The sequence below is a fragment of the Streptomyces sp. SJL17-4 genome, assembly GCF_036826855.1.
Taxonomy (GTDB): Bacteria; Actinomycetota; Actinomycetes; order Streptomycetales; family Streptomycetaceae; genus Streptomyces.
In genome coordinates, this window is record NZ_CP104578.1 from 4,826,299 (window position 1) to 4,852,364 (window position 26,066).

The 26,066-nt window shown below is 65.4% G+C and carries 16 protein-coding genes and 6 rRNA genes; 19 read left to right on the top strand and 3 right to left on the bottom strand.

The genetic code is table 11. From position 1 onward, the window contains the following. Window positions 1-32: 32 nt before the first annotated feature. Window positions 33-2,219: a PQQ-binding-like beta-propeller repeat protein gene (locus N5875_RS21735; RefSeq protein WP_338495490.1), complete on the bottom strand. Its 2,187-nt coding sequence runs from the start codon at window positions 2,217-2,219 to the stop codon at window positions 33-35. Window positions 2,220-2,376: 157 nt separating this feature from the next. Between N5875_RS21735 and N5875_RS21740 the strand changes: the two genes are divergently transcribed. From N5875_RS21740 to proC, 5 genes are all read left to right on the top strand, one after another. After that, entirely contained in the window at window positions 2,377-2,664 is a 288-nt protein-coding gene (locus N5875_RS21740) for an SH3 domain-containing protein (protein ID WP_338495491.1), read from the top strand. Window positions 2,665-2,699: 35 nt separating this feature from the next. After that, window positions 2,700-3,239, top strand: a complete 540-nt coding sequence (locus N5875_RS21745) for a hypothetical protein (RefSeq protein WP_318210675.1) — start codon at window positions 2,700-2,702, stop codon at window positions 3,237-3,239. A 194-nt stretch (window positions 3,240-3,433) separates the two neighbouring features. Beyond that, on the top strand, window positions 3,434-4,267 hold the full coding sequence (locus N5875_RS21750; protein WP_338495493.1) for an ABC transporter ATP-binding protein: 834 nt from the start codon (window positions 3,434-3,436) through the stop codon (window positions 4,265-4,267). Then, window positions 4,264-5,001: an ABC transporter permease gene (locus N5875_RS21755; protein ID WP_338495494.1), complete on the top strand. Its 738-nt coding sequence runs from the start codon at window positions 4,264-4,266 to the stop codon at window positions 4,999-5,001. Before N5875_RS21750 ends, N5875_RS21755 begins: the two co-directional genes overlap by 4 nt. Window positions 5,002-5,085: 84 nt before the next feature. Next, complete coding sequence (proC, locus tag N5875_RS21760) at window positions 5,086-5,895, top strand: pyrroline-5-carboxylate reductase (protein ID WP_318210678.1); 810 nt, start codon at window positions 5,086-5,088, stop codon at window positions 5,893-5,895. Between the two features lie 12 nt (window positions 5,896-5,907). Here proC and N5875_RS21765 read toward each other — a convergent pair whose 3' ends face one another. Then, complete coding sequence (locus N5875_RS21765) at window positions 5,908-6,504, bottom strand: cysteine hydrolase family protein (protein ID WP_338495495.1); 597 nt, start codon at window positions 6,502-6,504, stop codon at window positions 5,908-5,910. Window positions 6,505-6,549: 45 nt separating this feature from the next. On the opposite strand from N5875_RS21765, the gene N5875_RS21770 reads away from it, so the two are divergent. After that, the gene (locus N5875_RS21770) at window positions 6,550-7,602 is read left to right on the top strand and encodes a helix-turn-helix domain-containing protein (protein WP_338495497.1); all 1,053 of its coding nucleotides are present in this window, start codon (window positions 6,550-6,552) and stop codon (window positions 7,600-7,602) included. Here N5875_RS21770 and trpS read toward each other — a convergent pair. Then, window positions 7,569-8,567 carry a tryptophan--tRNA ligase gene (trpS, locus tag N5875_RS21775; protein ID WP_318210681.1) on the bottom strand — a complete coding sequence of 333 codons (999 nt, stop codon included), beginning with the start codon at window positions 8,565-8,567 and terminating at the stop codon, window positions 7,569-7,571. The genes N5875_RS21770 and trpS overlap by 34 nt on opposite strands. 763 nt (window positions 8,568-9,330) lie before the next feature. Here trpS and N5875_RS21780 point away from each other — a divergent pair. The 13 genes from N5875_RS21780 to N5875_RS21840 all read left to right on the top strand — a co-directional run bounded on the left by N5875_RS21780 (window position 9,331) and on the right by N5875_RS21840 (window position 26,056). Then, a 16S ribosomal RNA gene (locus tag N5875_RS21780) occupies window positions 9,331-10,856 on the top strand. Window positions 10,857-11,145: 289 nt separating this feature from the next. Next, window positions 11,146-14,265 (top strand): 23S ribosomal RNA (locus N5875_RS21785). Between the two features lie 73 nt (window positions 14,266-14,338). Beyond that, window positions 14,339-14,455: ribosomal RNA gene (gene rrf, locus N5875_RS21790) — 5S ribosomal RNA — on the top strand. 591 nt (window positions 14,456-15,046) lie between these two features. Next, window positions 15,047-16,572 (top strand): 16S ribosomal RNA (locus tag N5875_RS21795). Between the two features lie 288 nt (window positions 16,573-16,860). After that, a 23S ribosomal RNA gene (locus N5875_RS21800) occupies window positions 16,861-19,980 on the top strand. Between the two features lie 73 nt (window positions 19,981-20,053). Further along, window positions 20,054-20,170, top strand: a 5S ribosomal RNA gene (gene rrf, locus N5875_RS21805). The 16S, 23S and 5S rRNA genes sit together here, the layout of an rRNA operon. Window positions 20,171-20,237: 67 nt before the next feature. Further along, on the top strand, window positions 20,238-20,885 hold the full coding sequence (locus tag N5875_RS21810) for an HAD family hydrolase (RefSeq protein ID WP_338495499.1): 648 nt from the start codon (window positions 20,238-20,240) through the stop codon (window positions 20,883-20,885). A gap of 43 nt (window positions 20,886-20,928) precedes the next feature. Next, window positions 20,929-22,149 (top strand): MFS transporter, encoded by a 1,221-nt coding sequence (locus N5875_RS21815; RefSeq protein WP_338495501.1) that lies wholly within the window; start codon window positions 20,929-20,931, stop codon window positions 22,147-22,149. Further along, a complete protein-coding gene (locus N5875_RS21820; protein ID WP_338495502.1) occupies window positions 22,118-23,293 on the top strand; it encodes an acetoin utilization protein AcuC in 1,176 nt (391 codons plus the stop codon). The genes N5875_RS21815 and N5875_RS21820 overlap by 32 nt, the downstream gene beginning before the upstream one ends. A gap of 96 nt (window positions 23,294-23,389) precedes the next feature. Continuing rightward, window positions 23,390-24,205 carry a phosphatase gene (locus tag N5875_RS21825; RefSeq protein WP_318210685.1) on the top strand — a complete coding sequence of 272 codons (816 nt, stop codon included), beginning with the start codon at window positions 23,390-23,392 and terminating at the stop codon, window positions 24,203-24,205. A gap of 127 nt (window positions 24,206-24,332) precedes the next feature. After that, window positions 24,333-24,542, top strand: a complete 210-nt coding sequence (locus tag N5875_RS21830) for a helix-turn-helix domain-containing protein (RefSeq protein ID WP_015034391.1) — start codon at window positions 24,333-24,335, stop codon at window positions 24,540-24,542. 164 nt (window positions 24,543-24,706) lie between these two features. Beyond that, a complete protein-coding gene (locus N5875_RS21835; protein WP_003948845.1) occupies window positions 24,707-24,805 on the top strand; it encodes an AURKAIP1/COX24 domain-containing protein in 99 nt (32 codons plus the stop codon). Window positions 24,806-24,943: 138 nt separating this feature from the next. Then, a complete protein-coding gene (locus tag N5875_RS21840; RefSeq protein WP_318210686.1) occupies window positions 24,944-26,056 on the top strand; it encodes an NAD-dependent epimerase/dehydratase family protein in 1,113 nt (370 codons plus the stop codon). Window positions 26,057-26,066 lie beyond the last annotated feature (10 nt).

Below are 26,066 nucleotides of genomic sequence, written 5' to 3' on the forward strand. Positions count from 1 at the left end.
GCCCGCTCCCCGCCGTTCGTCTCAGCGGCCGTTCACCAGGAGGCGGGATCGCGCGCGTCCACCGCGAAGACCGATCCGTCCGGGGCCGTCCCGAACACCCGGTCACCGGCGACCACCGGCGGCGGCACCAGGGGCGCGTACTCGAGCCGGCCGTTGAGCAGCCGCGGCCGGGTCTGGCCGATCAGCGCCCCGCGCACGGTGTCGACGGCGAGCAGCCGCCCGTCCTGGACGGAGAAGTAGAGCCGGTCGCCGGGGCCCATGACCGGTGTGGACACGTTCCCCGCGCCGGTCTCCAGCTCCCACAGCACCCGCCCCTTGGGCGCCGCGGTGTCGAAGGCGGTGAGGTGCCCGTCGGCGTCGAGGAGGTGGACGACCGCGCCGCGCACGGCGACGCCCCGGACGTCGATCCGGTGGGGCAGGGGCAGCTCGCGTACGGAGCCGCTGCCGGGGTCGAGCACGACCAGGTGGTCGAAGAGCGAGGCCTGGTAGCGGGAGGCGAGCAGCAGCGCGCCGTCGCCGGTGCGGCCCAGCGGGTCGAGGTCGCCCGCCAGGTTCCGCTGCCAGGCCTGCTCGCCGGTCCCGGGTCGGATCTCGGCCACGCGCGTGTGCGTCCCGTCGGCCGAGGTCTCGGAGACGGTCAGCAGACCGGAGGGCGCGTCGTACGGTCCCGGGCGCGGGACCCCGAAGCCGGCCAGGCCGTGCCGCCAGAGTTCCTTCCCGTCGCGGCTTCCGACGGCACGGACGCCGCCCCGTCCGTCGGTCAGGACGACGGTGGACCCGGCCGACGCGTACGCCTCGGGGGGCTTCGCCGGTCCGGCGGTCCAGCCGGGGGCGCCGTCGGCGGCCGCGTACGCCCGCAGCGGGTCCGCCGGGGCGGCGGCGCCGACCAGGCCCTCCGCGAGGAGGAAGGGCGCGACCGGGGACTCCGCCTCGACGGGCGCGGTGCGCGACCAGGCGACCTTCCCCGTGACGGGGTCGAGCCGGGCGAGGCCGACGCCCCGGGCCGCGCAGAACAGCGCGCCGCCGCCGTGGGCGCACGCGGGCGCGGCGGTGGGGCCGTGCATCTGGAGGGTGGTGTGCCAGCCGGCGAAGGCGGTGGCCACCTCGTCGGGCCGGGCGGGCGGCTCGGTTCCGCCGTCGGCCGGGGGGCTCATGGCCGCGTACAGACCGGCCCCGGTGAGCGCGAGCGCGGCGGCGACGGCGAGCGTGAGGCGCGGCCTGAGGCGCACCCGGCCGAGGCGCGGGCCGCGTCGGGGCGGAGCCGGCGCGGTGGCCCGTACGGGTGTGTCCGCGTCCCACGCGGGCGCGGGGCCCGGCTCGCCGTGGGCCCGTTCGTCGCCGTGCGGCAGGGCGGGCCGGCGCCGTTGGGCCGGTATGAAGGCCTCCGCCGCGTACGAGGGCGGCAGCAGCGCCGACATGATCTGGGCCGGAGTCGGGCGCTCGGTGGGTTCCTTGGCGAGGCAGCGCGCGACGAGCGGCGCCAGCTCCGCCGGAACGCCCGTCAGATCGGGCTCGTCGTGGACGACCTGGTACGCCACGATGTACGGGCTGTCGGAGTCGAACGGGCCGTGCCCGGTGGCCGCATGCACGAGCACCGAGCCGAGTGCGAAGACGTCCGCGGCGGGCCCGACCTCGCGCGGCCGCTGGAACTGCTCGGGCGCCATGAACGGCGGCGAGCCGATGAGCTTGCCCGTCTCGGTGTGCAGATCGCTGTCGACGGGCCGGGAGATACCGAAGTCGATGACCTTGGGGCCGGTATCGGTGAGCAGGACGTTGCTGGGCTTGAGGTCGCGGTGGACGACCCCGGCGCGGTGGATGTCGCGCAGGGCCTCGGCGAGGCCGGCCGTGAGCCGGCGCAGCTCGGCCGGGGCCAGCGGGCCGTTCCGCTTCACCTGGTCGGCGAGGGTCGGCCCGGGGACGTAGAGGGTGGCCATCCAGGGGCGTACGGCATCGGGGTCGGCGTCGACGACCGGCGCGGTGAAGGCCCCGCTGACCCGGCGGGCGGCCGCGACCTCCTGGCGGAAACGCGCCCTGAACTCGGGGTCCTCCGCGTACCGTGCGTGCACGACCTTGACCGCGAGCCGCAGCCCGGAGGCGGAGGCCGCGAGGTGCACGACGCCCATGCCGCCGGCGCCCAGACATGCCTGGAGGCGGTAGTCGCCCGCGTACTCGGGCTGCTCCGCATTCCGGTCGGCACCGGTGTTGCGCAACGGCGGCATCGCCCACCCCCGTGTGGTTCCCCGTCACTCGCGCGCACCCGCGCGAACCCGACGGAGCCTAGTCCATGGCCCCCACGATGTCGGCGGGGCTTGCTAGCCTGCGCGTCGCGGAGAGTGAAACTCGGCGGAGCGCTTTTGCGCCAAGGGGGAGGACACCATGAGCACGGACGAGAACAACACGACGATGGCGACCACGGTCACCCGCTACACGGTCGCGCCCGGCTACCGGGTCAATGTGCGCTCGGGCCCGAGCACCCAGTACCCGATCGTCAGGACGCTGCCGCTCGGCGCCACGGTCACGATCTCCTGCCAGAAGTACGGCGAGTGGATCAGCGGCCCGTACGGCACCACGAGGATCTGGGACAACATCGCGCCGGGCGAGTACATCTCCGACGCCTACGTCCGCACGGGCAGCGACGGGTTCGTCGCACCGCGCTGCGCCTGAGACCCTCCGTCGTCGCCCCGGGGATAATCGACATTGTGAGCGACGACGAGCAGACCCCCAGCACCACCAGTGGCCCCGCCGGCGGCCCGACCGGCGGGACCCCTGCCGGGCCTCAGCCCGAGGAGATCCGTTTCTTCGGCACGAGCTGGGTCGACCACAGCGGCAACTACACGCTGCGCCGCGTCGGCCTGGCCGTCGGCTCGCTGGCCGCCGCCGTCGCGGCCTGCTTCGTGCTGCGCTTCGCGTACGAGGGCCTGGAGATCGCGGACGTCGGCGGCATCGTCAACATGCTGGTCGTCGTCATGTTCGCGGTCTGCAGCGCCATCGCCTTCCGCAAGACCTGGGAGGGCTTCGTCCGCAGGCCCACCGACCCGGCCCGCGAGGAGTCCCTGCGCAGCCTGAAGGCGATCGGCTTCATCGGCTCGCTGCTCGCCTACTGTGCCCGCTGCTTCGTCGAGGCCCCGGGCGAGAAGCTCCGCCGCGCCGAGTACGACACGGCCCGCGCCCAGTACGAGAAGCGCCGCGGCACCCGCACGGGCAACCCGGCCGCCCGCAAGAAGCCCAAGCGCCGCTAGGGCCTCCCTGCCCCGTTGTGGGCACCCGTTCCTCCCCAGACTTCGTCCGGGGGACCCCCAGGGGCGGAACGGGCGGGCACAACCCACCCACCGGCCCGCAACCGAACCGCGGCAGCCCACCCCGGCCCTCCCCGCTCCCACGGCCTCCGCCCGGATGCTTGACCCCCGGCACCCCCAGGAGCACTATTCATCGCATGATGAATTACGCGGCGGGTGAGCTCGCCGACCCCGCGCCCCCCGACTCCGCGGCCGAGCCCGCGCCCGCAGCCGTCGCCATCGCCGCGCACCACCTCACCGCCGTCCGAGGCCCCCGCACCGTCCTCCGCGGCCTCGACTTCACCGTCCAGGCCGGCCGCATCACCGGCCTCCTCGGCCCCTCGGGCTGCGGAAAGACCACCCTGATGCGCGCGATCGTCGGCACCCAGGCCAAGGTCGACGGCACCCTCCAGGTCCTCGGCCACCCCGCCGGCGACCCCACCCTCCGCTCCCGCATCGGCTACGTCACCCAGGCCCCCTCCATCTACGACGACCTCACCGTCCGCCAGAACCTCGACTACTTCGCCGCCGTCCTGCTCCCCGGCCGCACCCACCGCCAGGAACGCCGCGCCACCGTCGACCGGGCCATCGACGACGTCGACCTCGCCTCGCACGCCGACTCCCTCGCCGGCCGCCTCTCCGGAGGCCAGCGCAGCCGCGTCTCCCTCGCCGTCGCCCTCCTCGGCACCCCCGAACTCCTCGTCCTCGACGAACCCACCGTCGGCCTCGACCCCGTCCTCCGCCGCGACCTGTGGAACCTCTTCCACCAGATCGCCGCCGACCGCGGCACGACCCTCCTCGTCTCCTCCCACGTCATGGACGAGGCCGAACGCTGCCACCGCCTCCTCCTCATGCGCGAGGGCGAGATCCTCGCCGACGACACCCCCGAGGCCCTCCGCCGACGCAACGACACCGCCACCGTCGAAGAGGCCTTCCTCCACCTCGTCGACTCCGCGAACATCCGAGCCGCCCAAGAGGAGCCCCGACCGTGAACCCGGCCCGCACCCTCGCCACCGCCGCCCGCGTCCTGCGTCAGCTGCGCCACGACCCCCGCTCGATCGCCCTGATGCTCCTCGTCCCGTGCGTGATGCTCTTCCTGCTCCGCTACGTCTTCGACGGAAGCCCCGGCACCTTCGACAACATCGGCGCCTCACTCCTCGGCATCTTCCCCCTCATCACGATGTTCCTGGTGACCTCCATCGCGACCCTCCGCGAACGCACCTCCGGCACTCTCGAACGCCTCCTCGCCATGCCCCTCGGCAAGGCCGACCTCCTCGCCGGCTACGCCCTCGCCTTCGGACTCCTCGCCGTCGTCCAGTCCGCCCTCGCCACCGGCCTCGCCGTCTGGTTCCTCGGCCTCGACGTCATCGGCTCCCCCTGGCTCCTCCTCCTGGTCGCCCTCCTCGACGCCCTCCTCGGCACCGCCCTCGGCCTCTTCGTCTCCGCCTTCGCCGCCTCCGAGTTCCAGGCCGTCCAGTTCATGCCGGCCGTGATCTTCCCCCAGCTCCTCCTCTGCGGCCTCTTCACCCCACGCGAGAACATGGCCCCCGCCCTCGAAGCGATCTCGAACGTCCTCCCGATGTCGTACGCCGTCGACGGCATGAACGAAGTCCTCCGGCACCCCGACATCACCCCCGACTTCGTCCGCGATGCCCTCGTCGTCGCAGGCTGCGCCCTCCTCGTCCTCGCCCTCGGCGCGGCCACCCTCCGCCGCCGCACCGCATGACCGCCCCTCGGACACCCGCACCCCATCCGGCCCGCCGATGCGAGGATGACGACACGTACCCCCTCCGGCGAGGTGAACAGAGCCATGACCCAGACCGTCGCAGTCCTCGGCACCGGCAAGATCGGTGAAGCGCTCCTCAGCGGCATGATCCGTGCCGGCTGGCGCCCCGCGAACCTCCTCGTCACCACCCGCCGCTCCGAACGCGCCGAGGAGCTCCGCGACCGCTACGGCGTCGAGACCGTCACCAACGCCGAGGCCGCCAAGCGCGCCGACACCCTCATCCTGGCCGTCAAGCCCCAGGACATGGGCCGGCTCCTCGACGAACTGGCCCCCCACGTCGCCGCCGACCGCCTGATCATCAGCGCCGCCGCCGGCATCCCCACCTCCTTCATCGAGGACCGCCTCACCACCGGCACCCCCGTCGTCCGCGTCATGCCCAACACCCCCGTCCTGGTCGACGAAGGCATGTCCGTCATCTCGGCCGGCAGCCACGCCACCCCCGCGCACCTCGCCCACACCGAGGAGATCTTCGGCGGCGTCGGCAAGACCCTCCGCGTCCCCGAGTCCCAGCAGGACGCGGCCACCGCCCTCTCCGGCTCCGGCCCCGCGTACTTCTACTTCCTCGTCGAGGCCATGACCGACGCCGGCATCCTCCTCGGCCTGCCCCGCGCCCAGGCCCACGACCTGATCGTCCAGGCCGCCATCGGCGCCGCCGTGATGCTCCGCGACAGCGGCGAACACCCCGTCAAGCTCCGCGAGGCCGTCACCTCCCCGGCAGGCACCACCATCAGCGCCATCCGCGAGCTCGAGAACCACGGCGTCCGCGCCGCCCTCATCGCCGCCCTCGAAGCCGCCCGCGACCGCAGCCGCGAACTCGCCTCCGGCAACAGCTGACCCGCTCCGAGGTCACCGAACCCCGACCGACGCCCCCTTCACGACCTCCTCCGTCGTCACGACCTTCGCGAACCGTCCCCCGTGCAGGGACACGGCCGTCGCCTGCGTCAGCTCATCCGCGCTCCGCGACCAGCCGAACGGCCCCTCCAGATCGAACGTGTGCATCGCGTCCAGCGGGAACACCACCTCGTACCCGAGGTTCCCGCCCATACGCGCCGTGGTCTCGTTGCACATGTTCGTCTGGATCCCGACGATCACGATCTGCGCGATCTCCTGCCCGGACAGCCACCCGTCCAGCGACGGCTCCCCGTAGAAGGCCGAGTTCACGCTCTTCGTCACCAGCAGCTCCGGACCCCTGCCCTTCCCACGCCGCTCCTCCACGAAGTCCTTGAACGCGTTCCCCTCGTACCCCACCCGCAGCGGCGAACGCGACCCCTCCACCGAGTCGTGCCGCACGAACACGACCGGCCGCCCCGTCTCCTGCCACAGGTCGATCAGAGCCGCGATGTTCTCCTCGGCGGCCGGATTGTTCCGCTTCCCCCAGAACTCCTCCTCGAAGCCCTTCTGTACGTCGACGACAACCAGCGCTGCGTTCTCCGTGATCTCCATACCCACGATCCTGCCGCCGCCCGGGGCCCTCTCCCAGAGGGGCGAATGACAGCGATCGATGGTTTACTGCCACTTGTGCAGCCCGTGCCGCAGACCCCCGCACCCCGCCCCCAGCGCATCGCCCTCCTCTCCTTCCCGGGCATCCGCGCCTTCGACGTCTCCGTCATCACCGAGGTCTGGGGCAGCGACCGCACCCTCCGCGGCATCCCACCCTTCGAACTCCGCAGGACAGCCGCCGACCCGAACACCCCCATCCCGCTGCGCGGCGGTCTCTCCCTCACCCCCGACCGCCCCCTCACCTGGCTCGACGGCCTCACCCCCACCGACCTGGTCCTCGTCCCCGGCATCGAGGACCCCGACTCCGACATCCCGGCCCCGGTCCTCGACTCCCTCCGCCGCGCCCACACCACGGGCATCCCGGTCGCCTCGCTCTGCGCCGGCGCGTTCGTACTCGCCCGCGCCGGACTCCTCGACGGCCGCCGCGCCGTCACCCACTGGCACCTGGCCACGACCCTCGCCGCCCGCCATCCCGCGATCCAGGTCGAACCCGACGCCCTCTTCGTCGAGGACACCGGCATCTGGACCTCCGCCGGCACCGCCGCCGGTATCGACCTCTGCCTCCACCTCGTCCGCACCGCCCACGGAGCCGAAGCAGCCGCCGCCATCGCCCGCGCGATGGTCACCGCGCCCTTCCGCACCGGCACCCAGGCCCAGTTCATCGAACACCCCACCCCCCGCGCCGACCGCGACGCCGACACCCTCGCCGACATCCGGGCCCACGCCCTCGCCCACCTCGACGAGCCCCACACCGTCGCGACCCTGGCCGCCCGCGCCGGCATGTCGCCCCGCTCCTTCGCCCGCCACTTCCAAGCCACCACCGGAACCACCCCCCTGCACTGGCTCATCACCCAGCGCGTCGCCGCCGCTCAGAAACTCCTCGAACTCACCGACCACCCCCTCCCCGAGGTGGCCCGCCGCGCGGGCTTCGGCAGCGAGGTGACGATGCGTCAGCACTTCGCCTCGCACCTCGCCACCAGCCCACGCGACTACCGCAACGCCTTCCGTCACCCCGCGGGCAACAGCCCGATCGCCCGATAGGCCCGATCCACCAAGGGCCGCGCCGTCTCCCGGGCCCGCAGGGCCCCGTCCCGTAGCACCTGATCCACATATCCGGGGTCCGCCGCGAGCTCGGCATGCCGCTCCCGCAGGGGCCTCAGCAGCTCGACGACCGCGTCCGCCGTGTCCTTCTTCAACGATCCGTACGTCTCATATACACCGGCCAGCGCCTCGGGGTTCCCACCCGTCGCGGCGGCCATCAGATCGAGGAGATTCGCGACGCCCGGCCTGCCCTCCCGGTCGTACTCCACGTCCCGCCCGCTGTCGGTGACGGCCCGCATGATCTTCCGGCGCACGGTCTCCGCATCGTCGAGCAGATAGACGATCCCGGCCCCGTTCGCGTGCGACTTCCCCATCTTCGACGTGGGGTCCTGAAGGTCCATGACCCGCGCCGCCACCTCGGGCCGCGTCGCCCGCGGCACCGTGAACGTGTGCCCGTAGCGCTGGTTGAACCGCACCGCCAGGTCCCGAGTGAGCTCCACATGCTGCGTCTGGTCCTCACCCACCGGCACCTCATCGGCCCCGTAGGCCAGGATGTCCGCCGCCATCAGCACCGGATACGTCAGCAGGGACAGCCGCACACTCTGGCCCGCGGCCCGCGCCTGGACGCTCTTCTCCTTGTACTGGATCATCCGCCGCAGCTCGCCGTCCGTGGCGGTGCACTCGAGCAGGTACGACAGCCGCGCGTGCTCGTCCACATGACTCTGTACGAACAGGGTGCACAGCTTCGGATCGAGCCCAGCGGCCAGCAACAGCGTGGCCGCCTGCCGACTGAGCCGCCGCACCCGCGCCGGATCGTGCTCCACGGTCAGCGCGTGCAGGTCGACGACGCTGAACAGCGCCTCCGCCCGGTGCTGATCGACCTCGACCCACCGTCGTACGGCCCCGAGGTAGTTGCCCAGCGTCAGATGCCCGGTCGGCTTGACCCCGCTGAAGATCCTCGTCATCGCGTTCGTTCTCCCTCTTCTCCTGAGCGCCGACCGGACGGCCGGCTCCCGGAGGGGGATACGCGAACGGCCGCCGAGTCGGCGGCCGCTTGCTGCATGCGCGAGTGGTGGGCCGCCGTCAGGCGGCCCACCACTGGGTGGTGTGCGCACGCGTAGTCATACGCAGAGCGTACGCCCGAGGACCGGGGTTGACACGGGATTAACGGATCCGTAAGGTTCTCCGAGTTGTCCGACGTGAGCACCGACCCCGGTCGGCCCCGGACAGCCATCCCGCAAGATCCACAGAAGCCGATGGCGCTTTGCCGCGCCGTTCTGCTTTCCGTGCGTTTTTGCGAAATGAGGAATCCGCGTTCGAAGTTTGGACGCAGCCGCCCGATTAGCGTCGGAGGCAGGGAATCCGCTAAAGTCTCACTCGTCGGAACGGCCCAACAGCCGGAAAGACAAATCCCGCTGACTGGGAATCAGACGCCGAAAGGATCTGATAGAGTCGGAAACGCAAGACCGAAGGGAAGCCCGGAGGAAAGCCCGAGAGGGTGAGTACAAAGGAAGCGACCGTTCCTTGAGAACTCAACAGCGTGCCAAAAATCAACGCCAGATTAGTTGATACCCCGTCCATCTTCGGATGGCGAGGTTCCTTTGAAAGTCCTGCCGGCCCTTGTGGCGGGTAGGCAACATACACAGCGAGGACGCTGTGGACAGTCGGCCTTATTCCGGCCTGACTGTCCCGCTCAACGCGAGTGTGCAACCGGATATCCGGTAAACATTCACGGAGAGTTTGATCCTGGCTCAGGACGAACGCTGGCGGCGTGCTTAACACATGCAAGTCGAACGATGAAGCCCTTCGGGGTGGATTAGTGGCGAACGGGTGAGTAACACGTGGGCAATCTGCCCTTCACTCTGGGACAAGCCCTGGAAACGGGGTCTAATACCGGATAACACCGGCTTCCGCATGGGAGCTGGTTGAAAGCTCCGGCGGTGAAGGATGAGCCCGCGGCCTATCAGCTTGTTGGTGGGGTAATGGCCTACCAAGGCGACGACGGGTAGCCGGCCTGAGAGGGCGACCGGCCACACTGGGACTGAGACACGGCCCAGACTCCTACGGGAGGCAGCAGTGGGGAATATTGCACAATGGGCGAAAGCCTGATGCAGCGACGCCGCGTGAGGGATGACGGCCTTCGGGTTGTAAACCTCTTTCAGCAGGGAAGAAGCGAAAGTGACGGTACCTGCAGAAGAAGCGCCGGCTAACTACGTGCCAGCAGCCGCGGTAATACGTAGGGCGCAAGCGTTGTCCGGAATTATTGGGCGTAAAGAGCTCGTAGGCGGCTTGTCACGTCGGGTGTGAAAGCCCGGGGCTTAACCCCGGGTCTGCATCCGATACGGGCAGGCTAGAGTGTGGTAGGGGAGATCGGAATTCCTGGTGTAGCGGTGAAATGCGCAGATATCAGGAGGAACACCGGTGGCGAAGGCGGATCTCTGGGCCATTACTGACGCTGAGGAGCGAAAGCGTGGGGAGCGAACAGGATTAGATACCCTGGTAGTCCACGCCGTAAACGTTGGGAACTAGGTGTTGGCGACATTCCACGTCGTCGGTGCCGCAGCTAACGCATTAAGTTCCCCGCCTGGGGAGTACGGCCGCAAGGCTAAAACTCAAAGGAATTGACGGGGGCCCGCACAAGCAGCGGAGCATGTGGCTTAATTCGACGCAACGCGAAGAACCTTACCAAGGCTTGACATATACCGGAAAGCATTAGAGATAGTGCCCCCCTTGTGGTCGGTATACAGGTGGTGCATGGCTGTCGTCAGCTCGTGTCGTGAGATGTTGGGTTAAGTCCCGCAACGAGCGCAACCCTTGTCCTGTGTTGCCAGCATGCCCTTCGGGGTGATGGGGACTCACAGGAGACCGCCGGGGTCAACTCGGAGGAAGGTGGGGACGACGTCAAGTCATCATGCCCCTTATGTCTTGGGCTGCACACGTGCTACAATGGCCGGTACAAAGAGCTGCGATGCCGTGAGGCGGAGCGAATCTCAAAAAGCCGGTCTCAGTTCGGATTGGGGTCTGCAACTCGACCCCATGAAGTCGGAGTTGCTAGTAATCGCAGATCAGCATTGCTGCGGTGAATACGTTCCCGGGCCTTGTACACACCGCCCGTCACGTCACGAAAGTCGGTAACACCCGAAGCCGGTGGCCCAACCCCTTGTGGGAGGGAGCTGTCGAAGGTGGGACTGGCGATTGGGACGAAGTCGTAACAAGGTAGCCGTACCGGAAGGTGCGGCTGGATCACCTCCTTTCTAAGGAGCACAGTACCGATTGCAGACAAACGTTCTGCACGGTCAGCTCATGGGTGGAACGTTGATTAGTTGGCGTGAGTGAACCTGATGGTTCTTCGAGTACTGCTTCGGCGTGGAAAGAAGAACACGGACGGTGGCTCACGCTTGGCACGTTGTTGGGTGTCTGAGGGTACGGCCGTAAGGTTTGTATCTTCGCGATGCCGGCCCCAGTGAACTCACCTGCTTGTCGGGTGGGGTGATGGGTGGCTGGTCGTTGCTTGAGAACTACACAGTGGACGCGAGCATCTGTGGCCAAGTTTTTAAGGGCGCACGGTGGATGCCTTGGCACCAGGAACCGATGAAGGACGTGGGAGGCCACGATAGTCCCCGGGGAGCCGTCAACCAGGCTTTGATCCGGGGGTTTCCGAATGGGGAAACCCGGCAGTCGTCATGGGCTGTCACCCATGCCTGAACACATAGGGCATGTGGAGGGAACGAGGGGAAGTGAAACATCTCAGTACCCTCAGGAAGAGAAAACAACCGTGATTCCGGGAGTAGTGGCGAGCGAAACCGGATGAGGCCAAACCGTATGCGTGTGATACCCGGCAGGGGTTGCGCATGCGGGGTTGTGGGATCTCTCTTTCACAGTCTGCCGGCTGTGAGACGAGTCAGAAACCGTTGATGTAGGCGAAGGACATGCGAAAGGTCCGGCGTAGAGGGTAAGACCCCCGTAGCTGAAACATTGACGGCTCGTTTGAGAGACACCCAAGTAGCACGGGGCCCGAGAAATCCCGTGTGAATCTGGCGGGACCACCCGCTAAGCCTAAATATTCCCTGGTGACCGATAGCGGATAGTACCGTGAGGGAATGGTGAAAAGTACCGCGGGAGCGGAGTGAAATAGTACCTGAAACCGTGTGCCTACAAGCCGTGGGAGCGTCGGATACAGCTTGCTGTATCTCGTGACTGCGTGCCTTTTGAAGAATGAGCCTGCGAGTTTGCGGTGCGTTGCGAGGTTAACCCGTGTGGGGAAGCCGTAGCGAAAGCGAGTCCGAATAGGGCGATTCAGTAGCGCGCTCAAGACCCGAAGCGGAGTGATCTAGCCATGGGCAGGTTGAAGCGGAGGTAAGACTTCGTGGAGGACCGAACCCACCAGGGTTGAAAACCTGGGGGATGACCTGTGGTTAGGGGTGAAAGGCCAATCAAACTCCGTGATAGCTGGTTCTCCCCGAAATGCATTTAGGTGCAGCGTCGTGTGTTTCTTGCCGGAGGTAGAGCACTGGATAGGCGATGGGCCCTACCGGGTTACTGACCTTAGCCAAACTCCGAATGCCGGTAAGTGAGAGCACGGCAGTGAGACTGTGGGGGATAAGCTCCATGGTCGAGAGGGAAACAGCCCAGAGCATCGACTAAGGCCCCTAAGCGTACGCTAAGTGGGAAAGGATGTGGAGTCGCAGAGACAACCAGGAGGTTGGCTTAGAAGCAGCCACCCTTGAAAGAGTGCGTAATAGCTCACTGGTCAAGTGATTCCGCGCCGACAATGTAGCGGGGCTCAAGCGTACCGCCGAAGTCGTGTCATTGCAGCAATAAGCCCCAACGGGTGCTGTGATGGGTAGGGGAGCGTCGTGTGCCGGGTGAAGCAGCCGCGGAAGCGAGTTGTGGACGGTTCACGAGTGAGAATGCAGGCATGAGTAGCGATACACACGTGAGAAACGTGTGCGCCGATTGACTAAGGGTTCCTGGGTCAAGCTGATCTGCCCAGGGTAAGTCGGGACCTAAGGCGAGGCCGACAGGCGTAGTCGATGGACAACCGGTTGATATTCCGGTACCCGCTTTGAAACGCCCAATATCGAGCCCGTTAATGCTAAGGCCGTGAAGCCGTTCCGGACCCTTCGGGGAAAGGAAAGTGGTGGAGCCGCTGACCCAAGGTGGTAGTAGGTAAGCGATGGGGTGACGCAGGAAGGTAGTCCAGCCCGGGCGGTGGTAGTCCCGGGGTAAGGGTGTAGGGCGTTGTCCAGGTAAATCCGGACAGCACATAGCCTGAGACCTGATGCCGAGCCGATTGTGGTGAAGTGGATGATCCTATGCTGTCGAGAAAAGCCTCTAGCGAGTTTCATGGCGGCCCGTACCCTAAACCGACTCAGGTGGTCAGGTAGAGAATACCGAGGCGTTCGGGTGAACTATGGTTAAGGAACTCGGCAAAATGCCCCCGTAACTTCGGGAGAAGGGGGGCCACGTCTGGTGATCGGATTTACTCCGTGAGCTGGGGGTGGCCGCAGAGACCAGCGAGAAGCGACTGTTTACTAAAAACACAGGTCCGTGCGAAGCCGTAAGGCGATGTATACGGACTGACGCCTGCCCGGTGCTGGAACGTTAAGGGGACCGGTTAGTCACATTTCGGTGTGGCGAAGCTGAGAACTTAAGCGCCAGTAAACGGCGGTGGTAACTATAACCATCCTAAGGTAGCGAAATTCCTTGTCGGGTAAGTTCCGACCTGCACGAATGGCGTAACGACTTCTCGACTGTCTCAACCATAGGCCCGGTGAAATTGCACTACGAGTAAAGATGCTCGTTTCGCGCAGCAGGACGGAAAGACCCCGGGACCTTTACTACAGTTTGATATTGGTGTTCGGTTCGGCTTGTGTAGGATAGGTGGGAGACTTTGAAGCCGTGACGCCAGTCATGGTGGAGTCGCCGTTGAAATACCACTCTGGTCGTGCTGGATGTCTAACCTCGGTCCGTGATCCGGATCAGGGACAGTGTCTGATGGGTAGTTTAACTGGGGCGGTTGCCTCCCAAAGGGTAACGGAGGCGCCCAAAGGTTCCCTCAGCCTGGTTGGCAATCAGGTGTTGAGTGTAAGTGCACAAGGGAGCTTGACTGTGAGACCGACGGGTCGAGCAGGGACGAAAGTCGGGACTAGTGATCCGGCGGTGGCTTGTGGAAGCGCCGTCGCTCAACGGATAAAAGGTACCCCGGGGATAACAGGCTGATCTTCCCCAAGAGTCCATATCGACGGGATGGTTTGGCACCTCGATGTCGGCTCGTCGCATCCTGGGGCTGGAGTCGGTCCCAAGGGTTGGGCTGTTCGCCCATTAAAGCGGTACGCGAGCTGGGTTTAGAACGTCGTGAGACAGTTCGGTCCCTATCCGCTGTGCGCGTAGGAATATTGAGAAGGGCTGTCCCTAGTACGAGAGGACCGGGACGGACGAACCTCTGGTGTGCCAGTTGTCCTGCCAAGGGCATGGCTGGTTGGCTACGTTCGGGAGGGATAACCGCTGAAAGCATCTAAGCGGGAAGCCTGCTTCGAGATGAGTATTCCCACCTCCTTGAGAGGGTAAGGCTCCCAGTAGACGACTGGGTTGATAGGCCGGATGTGGAAGCCCAGTAATGGGTGGAGCTGACCGGTACTAATAGGCCGAGGGCTTGTCCTCAGTTGCTCGCGTCCACTGTGTTAGTTCTGAAGTAACGACCGTGTTGTCATCCGGTTGGTCAACTTCATAGAGTTTCGGTGGTCATAGCGTTAGGGAAACGCCCGGTTACATTCCGAACCCGGAAGCTAAGCCTTTCAGCGCCGATGGTACTGCAGGGGGGACCCTGTGGGAGAGTAGGACGCCGCCGAACAATCATTGTGGGAAAGCCCCGCACCTTCATGGTGCGGGGCTTTTCTGCGTTCAGGACCAACTACCCGGCCGGCGCCATGGTCTCGCGTCGGCCGGCGGGCCCTCCTGGGTGCCGTCGGCAGTGGCAATCCGGACCCCAAACATCTGATAGAGTCGGAGACGCAGGAAGGGACCGACGCGAAAGCGAAGGGACTGGAAAGCACCGAGGAAATCAGGCCGAAAAGATCTGATAGAGTCGGAACCGCCGGAAGGGCCCGGAGCGAAAGCAAAAGGGACCGGAAAGCACCGAGGAAATCGGATCGGAAAGATCTGATAGAGTCGGAAACGCAAGACCGAAGGGAAGCCCGGAGGAAAGCCCGAGAGGGTGAGTACAAAGGAAGCGTCCGTTCCTTGAGAACTCAACAGCGTGCCAAAAATCAACGCCAGATTAGTTGATACCCCGTCCATCTTCGGATGGCGAGGTTCCTTTGAAAGTCCTGCCGGCCCTTGTGGTGGGTAGGCAACATACACAGCGAGGACGCTGTGGACAGTCGGCCTTATTCCGGCCTGACTGTCCCGCTCAACGCGAGTGTCACCCGATTACGGGTAAACATTCACGGAGAGTTTGATCCTGGCTCAGGACGAACGCTGGCGGCGTGCTTAACACATGCAAGTCGAACGATGAAGCCCTTCGGGGTGGATTAGTGGCGAACGGGTGAGTAACACGTGGGCAATCTGCCCTTCACTCTGGGACAAGCCCTGGAAACGGGGTCTAATACCGGATAACACCGGCTTCCGCATGGGAGCTGGTTGAAAGCTCCGGCGGTGAAGGATGAGCCCGCGGCCTATCAGCTTGTTGGTGGGGTAATGGCCTACCAAGGCGACGACGGGTAGCCGGCCTGAGAGGGCGACCGGCCACACTGGGACTGAGACACGGCCCAGACTCCTACGGGAGGCAGCAGTGGGGAATATTGCACAATGGGCGAAAGCCTGATGCAGCGACGCCGCGTGAGGGATGACGGCCTTCGGGTTGTAAACCTCTTTCAGCAGGGAAGAAGCGAAAGTGACGGTACCTGCAGAAGAAGCGCCGGCTAACTACGTGCCAGCAGCCGCGGTAATACGTAGGGCGCAAGCGTTGTCCGGAATTATTGGGCGTAAAGAGCTCGTAGGCGGCTTGTCACGTCGGGTGTGAAAGCCCGGGGCTTAACCCCGGGTCTGCATCCGATACGGGCAGGCTAGAGTGTGGTAGGGGAGATCGGAATTCCTGGTGTAGCGGTGAAATGCGCAGATATCAGGAGGAACACCGGTGGCGAAGGCGGATCTCTGGGCCATTACTGACGCTGAGGAGCGAAAGCGTGGGGAGCGAACAGGATTAGATACCCTGGTAGTCCACGCCGTAAACGTTGGGAACTAGGTGTTGGCGACATTCCACGTCGTCGGTGCCGCAGCTAACGCATTAAGTTCCCCGCCTGGGGAGTACGGCCGCAAGGCTAAAACTCAAAGGAATTGACGGGGGCCCGCACAAGCAGCGGAGCATGTGGCTTAATTCGACGCAACGCGAAGAACCTTACCAAGGCTTGACATATACCGGAAAGCATTAGAGATAGTGCCCCCCTTGTGGTCGGTATACAGGTGGTGCATGGCTGTCGTCAGCTCGTGTCGTGAGATGTTGGGTTAAGTCCCGCAACGAGCGCAACCCTTGTCCTGTGTTGCCAGCATGCCCTTCGGGGTGATGGGGACTCACAGGAGACCGCCGGGGTCAACTCGGAGGAAGGTGGGGACGACGTCAAGTCATCATGCCCCTTATGTCTTGGGCTGCACACGTGCTACAATGGCCGGTACAAAGAGCTGCGATGCCGTGAGGCGGAGCGAATCTCAAAAAGCCGGTCTCAGTTCGGATTGGGGTCTGCAACTCGACCCCATGAAGTCGGAGTTGCTAGTAATCGCAGATCAGCATTGCTGCGGTGAATACGTTCCCGGGCCTTGTACACACCGCCCGTCACGTCACGAAAGTCGGTAACACCCGAAGCCGGTGGCCCAACCCCTTGTGGGAGGGAGCTGTCGAAGGTGGGACTGGCGATTGGGACGAAGTCGTAACAAGGTAGCCGTACCGGAAGGTGCGGCTGGATCACCTCCTTTCTAAGGAGCACAGTACCGATTGCAGACAAACGTTCTGCACGGTCAGCTCATGGGTGGAACGTTGATTAGTTGGCGTGAGTGAACCTGATGGTTCTTCGAGTACTGCTTCGGCGTGGAAAGAAGAACACGGACGGTGGCTCACGCTTGGCACGTTGTTGGGTGTCTGAGGGTACGGCCGTAAGGTTTGTATCTTCGCGATGCCGGCCCCAGTGAACTTGATTCTTCGGAGTCAGGGTGATGGGTGGCTGGTCGTTGCTTGAGAACTACACAGTGGACGCGAGCATCTGTGGCCAAGTTTTTAAGGGCGCACGGTGGATGCCTTGGCACCAGGAACCGATGAAGGACGTGGGAGGCCACGATAGTCCCCGGGGAGCCGTCAACCAGGCTTTGATCCGGGGGTTTCCGAATGGGGAAACCCGGCAGTCGTCATGGGCTGTCACCCATGCCTGAACACATAGGGCATGTGGAGGGAACGAGGGGAAGTGAAACATCTCAGTACCCTCAGGAAGAGAAAACAACCGTGATTCCGGGAGTAGTGGCGAGCGAAACCGGATGAGGCCAAACCGTATGCGTGTGATACCCGGCAGGGGTTGCGCATGCGGGGTTGTGGGATCTCTCTTTCACAGTCTGCCGGCTGTGAGACGAGTCAGAAACCGTTGATGTAGGCGAAGGACATGCGAAAGGTCCGGCGTAGAGGGTAAGACCCCCGTAGCTGAAACATTGACGGCTCGTTTGAGAGACACCCAAGTAGCACGGGGCCCGAGAAATCCCGTGTGAATCTGGCGGGACCACCCGCTAAGCCTAAATATTCCCTGGTGACCGATAGCGGATAGTACCGTGAGGGAATGGTGAAAAGTACCGCGGGAGCGGAGTGAAATAGTACCTGAAACCGTGTGCCTACAAGCCGTGGGAGCGTCGGATACAGCTTGCTGTATCTCGTGACTGCGTGCCTTTTGAAGAATGAGCCTGCGAGTTTGCGGTGCGTTGCGAGGTTAACCCGTGTGGGGAAGCCGTAGCGAAAGCGAGTCCGAATAGGGCGATTCAGTAGCGCGCTCAAGACCCGAAGCGGAGTGATCTAGCCATGGGCAGGTTGAAGCGGAGGTAAGACTTCGTGGAGGACCGAACCCACCAGGGTTGAAAACCTGGGGGATGACCTGTGGTTAGGGGTGAAAGGCCAATCAAACTCCGTGATAGCTGGTTCTCCCCGAAATGCATTTAGGTGCAGCGTCGTGTGTTTCTTGCCGGAGGTAGAGCACTGGATAGGCGATGGGCCCTACCGGGTTACTGACCTTAGCCAAACTCCGAATGCCGGTAAGTGAGAGCACGGCAGTGAGACTGTGGGGGATAAGCTCCATGGTCGAGAGGGAAACAGCCCAGAGCATCGACTAAGGCCCCTAAGCGTACGCTAAGTGGGAAAGGATGTGGAGTCGCAGAGACAACCAGGAGGTTGGCTTAGAAGCAGCCACCCTTGAAAGAGTGCGTAATAGCTCACTGGTCAAGTGATTCCGCGCCGACAATGTAGCGGGGCTCAAGCGTACCGCCGAAGTCGTGTCATTGCAGCAATAAGCCCCAACGGGTGCTGTGATGGGTAGGGGAGCGTCGTGTGCCGGGTGAAGCAGCCGCGGAAGCGAGTTGTGGACGGTTCACGAGTGAGAATGCAGGCATGAGTAGCGATACACACGTGAGAAACGTGTGCGCCGATTGACTAAGGGTTCCTGGGTCAAGCTGATCTGCCCAGGGTAAGTCGGGACCTAAGGCGAGGCCGACAGGCGTAGTCGATGGACAACCGGTTGATATTCCGGTACCCGCTTTGAAACGCCCAATATCGAGCCCGTTAATGCTAAGGCCGTGAAGCCGTTCCGGACCCTTCGGGGAAAGGAAAGTGGTGGAGCCGCTGACCCAAGGTGGTAGTAGGTAAGCGATGGGGTGACGCAGGAAGGTAGTCCAGCCCGGGCGGTGGTAGTCCCGGGGTAAGGGTGTAGGGCGTTGTCCAGGTAAATCCGGACAGCACATAGCCTGAGACCTGATGCCGAGCCGATTGTGGTGAAGTGGATGATCCTATGCTGTCGAGAAAAGCCTCTAGCGAGTTTCATGGCGGCCCGTACCCTAAACCGACTCAGGTGGTCAGGTAGAGAATACCGAGGCGTTCGGGTGAACTATGGTTAAGGAACTCGGCAAAATGCCCCCGTAACTTCGGGAGAAGGGGGGCCACGTCTGGTGATCGGATTTACTCCGTGAGCTGGGGGTGGCCGCAGAGACCAGCGAGAAGCGACTGTTTACTAAAAACACAGGTCCGTGCGAAGCCGTAAGGCGATGTATACGGACTGACGCCTGCCCGGTGCTGGAACGTTAAGGGGACCGGTTAGTCACATTTCGGTGTGGCGAAGCTGAGAACTTAAGCGCCAGTAAACGGCGGTGGTAACTATAACCATCCTAAGGTAGCGAAATTCCTTGTCGGGTAAGTTCCGACCTGCACGAATGGCGTAACGACTTCTCGACTGTCTCAACCATAGGCCCGGTGAAATTGCACTACGAGTAAAGATGCTCGTTTCGCGCAGCAGGACGGAAAGACCCCGGGACCTTTACTACAGTTTGATATTGGTGTTCGGTTCGGCTTGTGTAGGATAGGTGGGAGACTTTGAAGCCGTGACGCCAGTCATGGTGGAGTCGCCGTTGAAATACCACTCTGGTCGTGCTGGATGTCTAACCTCGGTCCGTGATCCGGATCAGGGACAGTGTCTGATGGGTAGTTTAACTGGGGCGGTTGCCTCCCAAAGGGTAACGGAGGCGCCCAAAGGTTCCCTCAGCCTGGTTGGCAATCAGGTGTTGAGTGTAAGTGCACAAGGGAGCTTGACTGTGAGACCGACGGGTCGAGCAGGGACGAAAGTCGGGACTAGTGATCCGGCGGTGGCTTGTGGAAGCGCCGTCGCTCAACGGATAAAAGGTACCCCGGGGATAACAGGCTGATCTTCCCCAAGAGTCCATATCGACGGGATGGTTTGGCACCTCGATGTCGGCTCGTCGCATCCTGGGGCTGGAGTCGGTCCCAAGGGTTGGGCTGTTCGCCCATTAAAGCGGTACGCGAGCTGGGTTTAGAACGTCGTGAGACAGTTCGGTCCCTATCCGCTGTGCGCGTAGGAATATTGAGAAGGGCTGTCCCTAGTACGAGAGGACCGGGACGGACGAACCTCTGGTGTGCCAGTTGTCCTGCCAAGGGCATGGCTGGTTGGCTACGTTCGGGAGGGATAACCGCTGAAAGCATCTAAGCGGGAAGCCTGCTTCGAGATGAGTATTCCCACCTCCTTGAGAGGGTAAGGCTCCCAGTAGACGACTGGGTTGATAGGCCGGATGTGGAAGCCCAGTAATGGGTGGAGCTGACCGGTACTAATAGGCCGAGGGCTTGTCCTCAGTTGCTCGCGTCCACTGTGTTAGTTCTGAAGTAACGAACTGTGCCGATACCGGTTGGTTAACTTCATAGAGTTTCGGTGGTCATAGCGTTAGGGAAACGCCCGGTTACATTCCGAACCCGGAAGCTAAGCCTTTCAGCGCCGATGGTACTGCAGGGGGGACCCTGTGGGAGAGTAGGACGCCGCCGAACAATTTTTAGCCTCAACCCCCGGACTCTGTCCGGGGGTTGAGGCATTTTTGCGTTCTAAGCTGGGCTCATGCGCTACGACCTGGTGATCTTCGACAACGACGGTGTGCTCGTGGACAGCGAGCCGATTTCCAACACGCTGTTGGCCGGCTATCTGACGGAGCTCGGGCATCCCACCACGTACGAGGAATCCGTACGCGACTACATGGGGTCCGCCATGCACCGCATTCACGAGCTCATCGAGGAGCGGAGTGGGCAGCGGTTGCCGGCCGGGTTCGACGAGACGTTCCACGGGCGGGTCTTTGCTGCCTTCCAGGCCGAGCTCGAGGCTGTTTCCGGGGCTCGGGAGGTGCTCAAGCGGCTGGCCGAGGCGGGGGTTCCGTACTGTGTGGCCTCCTCGGGGAGTCATGAGCGGATCCGGGTGGGGCACCGGAAGACCGGGCTCGACGCCTGGTTCCCGGACGAGCTCGTCTTCAGCGCCGAGGACGTCGGCCGGGGGAAGCCGGCGCCCGATCTGTTTCTGCACGCCGCATCGAGGATGGGGGTGGAACCCCAGCGGTGCGTCGTGGTCGAGGACAGTCGGCTCGGGGTGCAGGCGGCGGTGGCGGCCGGGATGGACGTCTACGGGTTCACCGCGATGACGCCCGAGGAGAAGCTCGCCGGTGCCAAGGGGTTCTTCGGGGCCATGGATGAACTGCCGGCGATATTGGGGCTGTGATCCATCTACCCCCCGGTAGGTTCCGGCCTTACGCTGTGCCGCCATGACGGATGCGCGGTTGCGGCGTGGGCGGGGATCCCTGGCGGTCAGTTTCTTTGTGCAAGGGGTGACCTTCGCCCTGCTCGTGACCCGAATACCGGCGATCCAGGACCGGTACGGGATCTCGGACGCGCTGCTGCCGGCCTTTCTCGCCGCCGTGCCGATCCTGGCCGGTGTGGCCAGTGTGATGACCGAGAAGGTCGTCGCCCGCGTGGGGCCCGCGACGGTGTTGCGATGGTCCCAGCCGTTCGTGCTCCTCGCGCTGCTTGCCGTGGGAGTGGGGGACGAGCTGTGGCACGCGGCCCTCGCCCTGGGGCTCTTCGGGCTCGCGGTCGGTGCGCTCGACGCCTCCATGAACATGCTGGGGGTCAGCCTCCAGCGGGCGTACGAGCGGAGCATCATGCTCGGCTTCCACGCCTCGTACAGCCTCGGAGGGATCGCGGGAGCCTCGCTGGCATGGGTGGGGGCGCACTGGCATCTGTCGCTCCTCGCGTCCTACCTGCCCGTGGTGGCGGTGCTGTTGCCCCTCGCGTTCATCGGGAGCCGGTGGTACGTGACCGGGGGCGACGGGGCCGGTGACGTTGTGGCGGGGGCCGGGGCCGGGACGGGGGACAGTAAGGGGAGTGGTGTTGCCTTCAAGCTGTTGCTGCCGCTCTGTCTGGTGATGACCTTCGCGTACATCGGGGATTCGACCGTCTCCAACTGGAGTGCCAAGTACCTCCAGGACGTGCTGGGCAGCTCGGAGGAGCTGGCGACCGTGCCGTACAACGCGTACATGGTGACGACGCTGCTCGGGCGGGCCGTGGGGGACTTCGGGGTGCGGCGGTTCGGGGCCGCGACGGTCGTGCGGGCCGGTGCCGTGCTGGCGGCGCTGGGGTTCGCGGTGGTGGCGGCCTCGCCGGGGGCCTGGGTGGGGATCGCGGGGTTCACTGTGCTGGGGCTCGGGCTGAGTGTGATCGTGCCGCAGACGTTCGCGGCGGCAGGGCGGTTGTTCCCGGGACAGAGTGACGCGGCGGTCGCGCGGCTCAACGTCTTCAACTACGTCGGGTTTCTCATCGGGTCCCCGCTCGTGGGGGCGCTGGGTGACGCGTGGAGCTATCGGGGCGCCATGCTGGTGCCGATGGTGCTCGTCCTCGTGACGGTGGTGTATGCCACGTCGTTCGGTCCGCGAGCTGCCCGATACGGTGGCGGGCATGAGCGGCCGCGCACTGTTGATGTGGGATGAAGCTGTCACGCAGTACGACTTCGGGTCCGAGCATCCGATGGATCCGGTACGGCTCGCGCTGACGATGTCGTTGGTGCGGGCGTACGGGCTCGATCGGGCCGTGGACGTGGTCGCGGCGAAGCCGGCCGGGGACTCGACGCTGCGTCTCGTCCACCGTGAGGACTATGTGGCGGCGGTGCGGGCGGCGTCGGCCGATCCGCGGCACGCCGACCAGGCGTACGGGCTCGGTACGGTCGACGATCCGGCGTTCGCCGGGATGCACGAGGCGTCGGCGCTGATCGCCGGGCAGTCGGTGGGCGCGGCGGAGGCGGTGTGGCGCGGGGAGGCCGCGCACGCGGTGAACTTCGCGGGCGGTCTGCACCACGCGATGCCGGGGGCCGCGTCGGGGTTCTGTATCTACAACGACGCCTCGCTGGCGATCGCGCGGCTGTTGGAGCTGGGTGCGGAGCGGGTCGCGTACGTGGATGTGGACGTGCATCACGGGGACGGGGTGCAGGCGGCGTTCTGGGAGGACCCCAGGGTGCTGACCGTGTCGCTGCACGAGCATCCGCGGACGCTGTTCCCGCAGACGGGCTGGCCGGAGGAGACCGGGGCGGCCGGGCCCGGCGAGGGTGGGGCCGTGAACGTGGCGCTGCCGGCCGGGACGGGGGACGCGGGGTGGCTGCGGGCGTTCCACGCGGTCGTACCGGAGCTGCTCGCGGGCTTCCGGCCGCAGGTCCTCGTCACCCAGCACGGGGCGGACACGCACTTCGAGGATCCGCTGGCCCATCTGGCGGTGTCGCTGGACGCGCAGCGGGCGGTGCAGGAGGCCTGTCACGGGCTGGCGCACGAGTACGCGGAGGGGCGCTGGCTCGCCCTGGGCGGTGGCGGATACGCGGTGGTCGACGTCGTACCGCGGTCGTGGACGCATCTGGTGGGGATCGCCGCGCATGCCCCGGTGGATCCGGAGTCGGTGATCCCGTCGTCCTGGCGGGACGAGGTGTATGCGCGGACCCGGCAGCTGGGGCCCGGGCGGATGACGGACGGGCTGTGGCCGGTGGGCTTCCGGGACTGGTCCGAGGGGTACGACCCGGCGGACCGGCTGGACCAGGCGGTGCTCGCGACCCGGAAGGCGGTTTTTCCGCTGCGGGGGATGCTCGCGTAGGTATCGCCCGGAACGGTCCTGCGGGCGTTACGCCGACTGTGGGGTGTCCCGGGGGTTTGGGCTCTGCGGAGGGGGTGTTCCGGCAGCATCGGGAGGGTGTTGAGTACCGGGGCGTTGCGGGCGCATCTGTTGGCGGCGGGGTTGGCGGGAACGGTGGCGACGCCGCGTGAGGAGAGTCTGCGGAGCTATCGACTCTTCGCGGCGCGGGATCCGCGGGTGCTGCTGGGGCTCGATCCCACCTGGGGGTGGGGAGAGGCCGATCTGCTGCGGTTGATGGCCGACAAATGCGGGGTGTCGGACGATCCGGCGCATCGGTCGGGGCCCGACGTCATCGATCCCGAGCGGACGCTGCGGGGGCTCGACGCCTTCGCCGCGCGGTTGGGTGCGGCGGCCGCGCGGCGGGTTCCGGTGCTCCTCGGGACGGGTCATCCGCACCGGCTGCTCGGTTTCTACGTCGCTCTCGCAGACGCCTTGTCGGCGGCGGGATGTCTTGTCCTCACACCGGCGCAGGGGCGATGTGTCGACATAACGACCCGGTTCGGCCTACGTACGTACCTCCTCGACTACGTACGGGGGGTCGCACTGGTGCGAGAGCCGGGGCCGTCGGGGGGCGGGCGCGAGCCGGGGGCGCACTCCCACTCTCCGCTGCCGGTTAGGGCGGCTCTGGAGAGTGCGGCCGAGGCCGGCGGGCCGCTGCCGGAGCTCGTCGTCGGGGACCACGGCTGGGTCTGCGGGGCTGGTCAGCTGGGTATTGAGGCCATCGGTCTCGCCGATACGGATGATCCGGCGCTGTTCGTCGGTGAGGCGGAGGGGCAGGTGTCGGTGGCCGTTCCGCTTGATGACGGCGTGCGCTCCGACTACTACCGTCCGCTGACGCGCTATGTACTCAATCGAGCGTGTCTGTCACGGTAAACGGCAGGTGGTAGCTCCTCTTCCCCACTCGTACCACCCGCCCCTAGTCTGGAGCGTGAGCGCTCGGCGACGAAGAGTCACCGGAGGGGAAGCCGGTGGGCGTCGCGGCGGAAGGTACAGGTGGGTCATGGCTGCTGGCGAACGACCTCTCAACGAGGTCAAGTTTCTGACCGTGGCGGAAGTCGCCTCGGTGATGCGCGTGTCCAAGATGACCGTGTACCGCTTGGTGCACAGCGGTCATCTGCCGGCGATCCGGGTGGGCAGGTCCTTCCGGGTGCCGGAACAGGCGGTTCACGAGTACCTGCGGGAGTCCTTCGTGGGGGTGGGGACCGCGTAGCGCGAGCGCGGCGACAACGCCGGGAAAGCTCCGTATGTCCCTCGGATTACAAGCGCGGTGCTCGGGACGGTAGGCTAGGCCGACGTAGGTCGTGTGGGCCCAGACGCCCCGCACCGATCCCCGCCGGGAGGCGGGGATGTTCCGAGAAGTGAGCGAGGGTAGTCGTGGGCTCTGTTATCAAGAAGCGGCGTAAGCGGATGGCCAAGAAGAAGCACCGCAAGCTGCTCAAGCGCACGCGCGTTCAGCGTCGCAACAAGAAGTAAGGCGACAGCTGCTTCGCAGCGTTCTGTGCGTCAGACGTGGCCCTTCACCGTTCGCGGTGGAGGGCCACGTTTTATTTGCGCGGAAATCTTGAGGCGCTACGGTGGCGACCAACGGAAGACGGACGGAAGGCGCTGATCTTGGGCAAGGTCGTGCTCGTCACCGGTGCCGCCCGGCATCTCGGGGGCCGCTTCGTGCGGCGGATCCAGCGGGATCCGGAGGTGGACCGGGTGATCGCGGTGGACGCGGTCGACCCGGCGCACCAGCTCGGCGACGCCGAGTTCGTCCGGGCGGACATCCGTCGGCCGGAGATCGCGAAGGTTCTCGCCGAGCACGACGTCGACACGGTGGTCCATCTGGACGTCACCGGTACGGCGCTCGGCGGCGGCGGCCGTACGTCGGTCAAGGAGACCAACGTCATCGGCACGATGCAGCTGCTCGGCGCCTGCCAGAAGTCGCCGCGGATCAGCCGGCTCGTGATCAAGTCCAGTACCAGTGTCTACGGCTCCGCTCCCCGTGACCCGGCCGTCTTCACCGAGACGACCTCCGCCAAGTCGCTGCCCAGCGGGGGCTTCGCGAAGGACGCCGTCGAGGTCGAGGGGTACGTACGGGGGTTCGCCCGGCGCCGCCCGGATGTGGCCGTGTGCGTGCTGCGGTTCGCGAACATCCTCGGGCCCCGGATCGACTCGCCGCTCGCCGAGTACCTCGCGCTGCCGGTGCTGCCGACCGTCCTCGGCTACGACCCGCGGCTGCAGTTCGTCCACGAGGACGACGTCATCGACGTGCTGCGCCTGGCGGCGCACGAGCCCCGCAGGGCCACCCTGAACAGCGGCACCTTCAATATCGCCGGCGACGGGGTGCTGCTGCTCTCCCAGTGCGCGCGGCGGCTCGGGCGGCCCACCGTGCCGGTGCTCCTGCCGGCCGTGACCTGGGTGGGGACGGCGCTGCGCACCGTCGGGATCACCGACTTCGCTCCGGAGCAGATCCGGCTGCTCACCCATGGCCGGGTCGTGTCGACGGCGCAGACGCGTGAGGTCCTCGGCTTCTCGCCGCGCTACACCACGGCGGAGGCCCTCGCGGACTTCGCCCGGGGCCGGGGGCCGGGGCTGCTGCCCCCGGAGATGCTGGCGGGGGCGGTGGACCGGATCGCGGGGCGGCTGGGCTCGTCGACCGCGCGGCCGGACGACCGCGTGCCCGCCGTACCCCCTGCGCACGATGCGCGCTCTGTTCACTCTGTTCACGACGGCGCCTGAGGAGACCGGA

What these genes read in the sequence shown, in the direction of transcription:
- N5875_RS21810 (WP_338495499.1), top strand. Translation starts at nt 20,238, where the DNA reads ATGCGCTACGACCTGGTGATCTTCGACAACGACGGTGTGCTCGTGGAC.
- N5875_RS21820 (WP_338495502.1), top strand. Translation starts at nt 22,118, where the DNA reads ATGAGCGGCCGCGCACTGTTGATGTGGGATGAAGCTGTCACGCAGTAC.
- N5875_RS21765 (WP_338495495.1), bottom strand. Translation starts at nt 6,504, where the DNA reads ATGGAGATCACGGAGAACGCAGCGCTGGTTGTCGTCGACGTACAGAAG.
- N5875_RS21770 (WP_338495497.1), top strand. Translation starts at nt 6,550, where the DNA reads ATGACAGCGATCGATGGTTTACTGCCACTTGTGCAGCCCGTGCCGCAG.
- N5875_RS21830 (WP_015034391.1), top strand. Translation starts at nt 24,333, where the DNA reads ATGGCTGCTGGCGAACGACCTCTCAACGAGGTCAAGTTTCTGACCGTG.
- N5875_RS21750 (WP_338495493.1), top strand. Translation starts at nt 3,434, where the DNA reads ATGATGAATTACGCGGCGGGTGAGCTCGCCGACCCCGCGCCCCCCGAC.
- N5875_RS21815 (WP_338495501.1), top strand. Translation starts at nt 20,929, where the DNA reads ATGACGGATGCGCGGTTGCGGCGTGGGCGGGGATCCCTGGCGGTCAGT.
- N5875_RS21740 (WP_338495491.1), top strand. Translation starts at nt 2,377, where the DNA reads ATGAGCACGGACGAGAACAACACGACGATGGCGACCACGGTCACCCGC.
- N5875_RS21735 (WP_338495490.1), bottom strand. Translation starts at nt 2,219, where the DNA reads ATGCCGCCGTTGCGCAACACCGGTGCCGACCGGAATGCGGAGCAGCCC.
- trpS (WP_318210681.1), bottom strand. Translation starts at nt 8,567, where the DNA reads ATGACGAGGATCTTCAGCGGGGTCAAGCCGACCGGGCATCTGACGCTG.
- proC (WP_318210678.1), top strand. Translation starts at nt 5,086, where the DNA reads ATGACCCAGACCGTCGCAGTCCTCGGCACCGGCAAGATCGGTGAAGCG.